The 5674-nt window shown below is 38.9% G+C and carries 4 protein-coding genes and 2 pseudogenes; 4 read left to right on the top strand and 2 right to left on the bottom strand.

Annotation, left to right across the window (positions count from 1 at the left end):
- Positions 1 to 233: pseudogene (locus tag ACQEXR_RS19585) on the top strand (hypothetical protein); the annotation flags it as partial.
- Here the strand turns inward: ACQEXR_RS19585 and ACQEXR_RS19580 are convergent.
- Both ACQEXR_RS19580 and ACQEXR_RS19575 read right to left on the bottom strand, forming a co-directional pair.
- Positions 223 to 2385 (bottom strand): peptidase domain-containing ABC transporter, encoded by a 2163-nt coding sequence (locus tag ACQEXR_RS19580; protein ID WP_427020969.1) that lies wholly within the window; start codon positions 2383 to 2385, stop codon positions 223 to 225. The pseudogene ACQEXR_RS19585 and the gene ACQEXR_RS19580 sit on opposite strands and share 11 nt — an antisense overlap.
- Positions 2382 to 3620 carry an HlyD family secretion protein gene (locus ACQEXR_RS19575; RefSeq protein ID WP_427020968.1) on the bottom strand — a complete coding sequence of 413 codons (1239 nt, stop codon included), beginning with the start codon at positions 3618 to 3620 and terminating at the stop codon, positions 2382 to 2384. The genes ACQEXR_RS19580 and ACQEXR_RS19575 overlap by 4 nt, the downstream gene beginning before the upstream one ends.
- 220 nt (positions 3621 to 3840) lie before the next feature.
- Here ACQEXR_RS19575 and ACQEXR_RS19570 point away from each other — a divergent pair, with 220 nt between their 5' ends.
- The 3 genes and pseudogenes from ACQEXR_RS19570 to ACQEXR_RS19560 all read left to right on the top strand — a co-directional run.
- Complete coding sequence (locus ACQEXR_RS19570; RefSeq protein WP_427020967.1) at positions 3841 to 4413, top strand: hypothetical protein; 573 nt, start codon at positions 3841 to 3843, stop codon at positions 4411 to 4413.
- A gap of 76 nt (positions 4414 to 4489) precedes the next feature.
- A complete protein-coding gene (locus tag ACQEXR_RS19565; RefSeq protein WP_427020966.1) occupies positions 4490 to 4915 on the top strand; it encodes a hypothetical protein in 426 nt (141 codons plus the stop codon).
- A gap of 186 nt (positions 4916 to 5101) precedes the next feature.
- A pseudogene (locus tag ACQEXR_RS19560) lies at positions 5102 to 5590 on the top strand (helix-turn-helix domain-containing protein); the annotation flags it as partial.
- Positions 5591 to 5674 lie beyond the last annotated feature (84 nt).

The following is a 5674-nucleotide window of genomic DNA, read 5'->3' as shown; positions in this document are numbered from 1 at the left end:
AGCGGAGCCAGATATCGATGCGCTCCTGCCTTGGAACTTCAAACACTAGCAGTGTCGCCCCGTGGGATCATGGGGCGCTTACGTTCCGTGAGCGGATGTTCTCGCTTATCGAGACAGCGAAACTTCAGCAGCTCTCTGCCTATAATTGGCTACGTGAAATAGTCGAACATCATATGCTCAAAGTAGATTATCAGACGCCAGCGTTTTTAGCCCAAACTGACGTCAATAGCTAGCGGGTGAATAGTTACATTTTTTGTTATATTCATTTAGATTAATCACTCTTTCTACCGATGCTATTGTCTCTTTCCTATGAGCAATGATGATCCGAGTCATAGGCAAATTTTTAATATTGTCGTTTATCCAATTTTCATTCTGTTGATCTAGATGGCTGGTTGATTCATCTAAACATAAGATTTTAGGCTCTCTATATAGTGCTCTAGCTAAGAGTAATCGTTGTAATTGACCTCCTGAAAAGTTGCAACCCATATCGCCAACTAGTGAATGGTAGCCCATAGGTAGTGTTGCGATATCATCCTTAATACAGGCCAGGCGACAATATTCATTGAGCTTTTCCTCATCATAATTAGAGTCAAATAATGTTATGTTTTCTGCAAGTGTACCTGATAGTAACATATCGTTTTGCATCACTGCGCCAAAATGTTTTCGGTACTCGTTGAGTCCCATCTCACTCACATCCACATCATCCAAATAAATACGCCCAGAAGTTGGTTTTAGAAGCCCCAGAATGACTTTTAGTAAGGTCGTTTTCCCACAACCAGAAGTTCCCACAATGACTATTGACTCACCAGCTTTAATTTCAAGGTTGATATTATTTAGAACTAGCTCAGAATTATCTGCATAACGAAAGCTGATATTCTCTAACTTAAGATTACCCTGGATAGTTTGTGAGAGTGAGGTAACATCAAGTTGATGATGCTCTTTTTCTTGTAACGTGATATCTGACAAGCGCTCTAAGTGTAAGCTTAGCAGCTTGAATGACAAGATATTATCGATGAAGCTGGTTAAACTTGAGGTAAATTGTCCTTTGTAAGCGATAAACGCAAGTAACATACCTACGGTCAGGTTGCCCTCCATAACGAGCAAAGCACCAAAGTAAGCTACATATATAGATTCCAAACCAAACAAAATGCTATTGAGGGAACTTTCAGCAATATCTAGTTTACCTAATCGGATATTGGTATTGATGACATCTGCATAGCGATTGAGCCAAGTATTTTGACGGCTTGTTTCATGAGAAAATATCTTGATGGTCTGAATAGCTCTAATGGACTCTAGAAACGTCGTATCTTCTTTAGCTTCAGCAATAATGGATTCTTCTGTTATTTGTCGATTCGGGTAATAAAATCCTACTTGAATAACGAAAGAGATAAGGACTACGCCAACAACTAATGTTGCCAGCACTGGATTGTAAAGGTACATCATCACGAGCACAATCAAAGCCATTACGCCGTCAATTAAAGCTTCGATAAGTCCTGTTGTAAGCATTTCTCGAATGGCTGAAAGAGAGCCAAACCTCGAAACGATATCTCCTATGTGTCTTTTTTCAAAATAGCTTATTGGTAATCTGAGTAGGTGATGAAACAGGTTTGCTCCCATCTGCAAATTTAGCGCACTACTAAACCGTAGTATTATCCAGCTTCGCAGTGCGTTAACCCCTGTTTGAATGAGCATTAGTAATGAAAACCCGACAGCAAGTACCACAAGCAAAGGTTTATCATTGCTAAGCAACACATTATCAACAATCCATTGCATATAGTAGGGTGAAAGTAAGGCTGCACCTTGAAGTACAAGTGAAAGAGCAAAGAGAGAAAGAAGAGAACGTTTTAAGCCAGTTATTTTTTCCCATAATTGATTCAGTTTCATGACCACGCGTTCATCTTGCTTCTTAAAAGACGAAGTTGGTGTTAGTTCCAGAGCAATTCCTGTAAAAGAGTCGCTCAACTCCTTTAAGGTTATTTTTCGCTTACCAAAAGCAGGATCATTTACATAAATTGCCTTCTTTGTCACACCTGTGAGTATTACAAAATGCTGCATATCCCAATGTAAAATACAAGGTAGCTTAAGCTGCCCTATTTCTTCTAAGGAGCATTGAAGTGCGCGACAAGAAAAGTGCAGTTGGCTAGCTAGTTCCATTAATTGTCGTAAGTTGATACCACTGCTATCAAGTGTAAGCTTCTTTCTAAGGGGGGAGAGATTAATCTGATGACCGTAGAAAGATGAAATCATAGCAAGGCAGGCTAGACCGCATTCTGAGGCTTCAGATTGCATAACAAGAGGGACACAGCGTTTGCCTGAATATGAGAGTAGTGCTGAAATATCAGCTAATTCCCCAGTTTTTAGAGATGAAGCTACTTCGTTATTCATCCAATTTTCCCCTTTATGATGTAGATTGGGTCTAGTAGCCATTCTAGTAAGCTGCGTTTTTCTAAAATAATGTCTGCATCAGCAATCATGCCTACCTTCAATGGAAACTCTTTGCCATACGCTTTTATGGTTTGTCGATGAAGTTTGGCTCTGACTCTATATATGGCTTCTTCCACTTTTATAGGGAGCACTTTATCTGTAGGGAGAATCAATGCCTTATCAACATTAGATATTTCTCCTGTAATGAAACCAAATTTCTGATAAGGGAAAGCATCAAATCGAATTTTGACTTGATCACCCAACTGCATAAAACCCGCAGAACGGGTTGGCAGGAGTAGTTCAATTTCAAGAGGAGAATTGATAGGGATAATACTGAGCAGTGGGGTACTTGCATCTACTCTGGTTCCTAAAGATGGTTGTATAGCTGTTACAATTCCTGCTTCAGGAGCTTTTTTTATAAATTCATACTGATTATCTAGCTCTGTAACTTGAGCTTTTAGCTCGGAGATATGTCGTTTGATTGCGGCTTGTTTGAGTATCAGCTTCTCAGGTAACGCTAAACGTTCCGAATCCAGCGAAGCGATCTCGGCTTGAATACTGGCTAACTCTCGCTCAAAACGATCATTAGCTTCTAGTACCTCTAAGTACTCTTCTTGAACAATGTCAAATTGACTTGAGGAGATGTACCCTTTGACATTTAATTGTTGGTTAGTTTGAAGCTGTTTTTCTTTTAGGCTGAGCTTCTTTTGATTAGTGTGTTTAGCATTTGAGATAGCAGATAAGCTCTTATTGAGCTGTCTGAGTTGGTGATTAATACGGGTTAAATCTTTTTGATGCATATTCGTTACGGCATCATATTCTTGTTCAAATGATAGTATTTGTTGTGAAAGCTCTTGGCTTAGTGCAACGGACAACTCTATCCCAGTGGATAGGCTCTGACTGTTTTTTATTTTAACTAGTTCGCTGCCTTGTTCAACACGATCTCCTTCGTTGACATAAAAACTTTCTACTACACCAGTTCTGTTTGAATAGACCTTAACAACTCCTTTTTCAGGGATTAGATAACCCTTGACCGTTTCTTTACGAGAATAATGAGCTTGGCTTAGATAAAGAAGAATTGTGATAAAAATGACAAAGAGCAAAAGACATATCATATATAGAGATACAGGCTGAGCTACTATGACTTTGCCAAATAACCGCTGTTTTTGAACTATTACCACTTCTTCCCTAAACACATTAACGTTCCCACAACCCTTACGCTCGATACACATTAACCGTAATCAAACTACTCCCAGAAACAAAATATTACACATATGATATCTTGATCCCATATTTGTGTGATAAATGAAATATTTTGGTTGAAAGTTGTTCGTCACAAGGCGTAATTTTGAGTTGCATAGTATCTATATATATTGAAATTAACTTATCAATCAATAAATCAATTATGGAGCCATTATGAGAGAACTAGACATTGAACAAACTGAACATGTATCAGGTTCAGGAGTCCTAGCGGGTCAAGCTCTGAAGAAGCTAGGGAAAAAGGCTGCAAAGGAGGGGGCGAAGTATTATTGGAATGAAAGAGACAATATAGCTAATCGAGCAAAGAAAAACTGGGGAACAAAAGAGAAAATCGACCATTATAATAAGAGGAATAAAGAGGCTAAGGGAAGAAGCAAGGGAAGAAGTCGGGTCATATGTACGCACTTTTACCAGAAGGGCATGATTGAGCGTAATATTTGGAGAGCAGACTTAGAGTTCACACAGCAAAACTTGAGTGCTACCACCGTAAGAGGATACCATTATTGGGCTATTCCTTATGTGGAACTGATGCGTAATCATAGTTTTTTTGAAAAGATAATGCTTCCGATAGCCAAGTATCGTGCAATAGAGTTAGCTTATCAGATGAATGTTCTAGATAAAGGTTCCATTAGAGGGAAATTGATTCGTGCTATATTCGAACCAGCTTGTTTTGTTATTGGCTCTTTTTGTGAACAAAAAGACTGGCAAAGATTATGGGTAAATCAATAAAACATCTAGTTTGGTATACAAGGTGAGGTAATGGAGTTATTAATATGTTATCACATTTCAATATAAAGGTGGTCAGATGTACTTTTGGGCTATTGATAAGTTGAAAGAAGAATTTATAACTGGAACTATAAAAGAAAATGAGCTTGTTAAATATTTCATAGCCCACATTCTTATAGTTGGCGCAGCGCTTTCTATACCTTATCAAGAACCCAATATATTTGACTTGGTTGCGTCAATTTTAAGTGTGTTTCTTTGTATTGTTGGGGTGTTATATGCGTACCGATGTAATGGAGCTGACAAAGGTAGTCACTTTATCGTGAAGTTTCTTGCAATAAGTTGGGTCATGTTTATAAAGTTTTTGTTTTCAGTTTTCCTCTTTTACGCATTAATTATGCCACTACAGACTAATATATGGGATGTTCTTGTATTTGGTATGATTGAGATTCTTTTTTATTGGAGAGTTGCATTCCATATAAAAGGAATAGAAACTTATCAGAAGTAACGATCAGAACTCTTGGAATGTGGTTCCACCTGAAGCATGAGAGTGACCTCTTTCTCTTTGACTTAAGATTCAGCATACTTAATCAAAGTAGGTAACTCTCTTCTTTTCAAACTGAAGTGTCAGATCTATACCCGTGATCATTGAAGATGCTTGATTTTCAATAGAATCAGGATCATGCTACTAACCATGAAAATTACACTGACTCCTCAACAGAAACTGCAACTCGAACAAATGCACGACATTGAACGTGATAGTCGAGTTTGCGACCGTATTAAGGCGGTTTTGCTGGCTTCTGAAGGCTGGAGTCAGACTATGATTTCACAAGCCCTTCTCATTCATGAATCGACGGTCGCTCGCCACCTCAGCAACTACGTTCTTTCTGAAAAGCTTAAGCCTGAAAATGGTGGCAGCCAAAGCAAAATGTCTACGACTCAAACCATGCACCTAATCGAGCATTTGACTGAGAAAACCTATTCTCATACTCATCAAATTGTCGCCTACGTTAAAGAGACATTTGGACTTAATTATACTGTTTCTGGGATGAACAAATGGCTTCACCACAATGGTTTTAGCTACAAGCAACCGAAAGGCATACCACACAAGTTTGATGAAGCAAAACAGCAAGCATTCATAGAGGCGTATGAAGCGCTAAAGGCAAGCTGTAGCGAGGATGAATCGTATCCGCCCCATGATCCCACGGGGCGACACTGCTAGTGTTTGAAGTTCCAAGGCAGGAGCGCATCGATATCTGGCTCCGCT

Source organism: Vibrio sp. TRT 2004 (genome assembly GCF_050113735.1).
Lineage (GTDB): Bacteria > Pseudomonadota > Gammaproteobacteria > Enterobacterales > Vibrionaceae > Vibrio.
This window is presented reverse-complemented; position numbering and strand designations above follow the sequence as displayed.

Bases quoted from the DNA above. Each gene is read 5' to 3' on its own strand.
- ACQEXR_RS19565 (WP_427020966.1), top strand. From the start codon at position 4,490: ATGTACTTTTGGGCTATTGATAAGTTGAAAGAAGAATTTATAACTGGA.
- ACQEXR_RS19580 (WP_427020969.1), bottom strand. From the start codon at position 2,385: ATGAATAACGAAGTAGCTTCATCTCTAAAAACTGGGGAATTAGCTGAT.
- ACQEXR_RS19570 (WP_427020967.1), top strand. From the start codon at position 3,841: ATGAGAGAACTAGACATTGAACAAACTGAACATGTATCAGGTTCAGGA.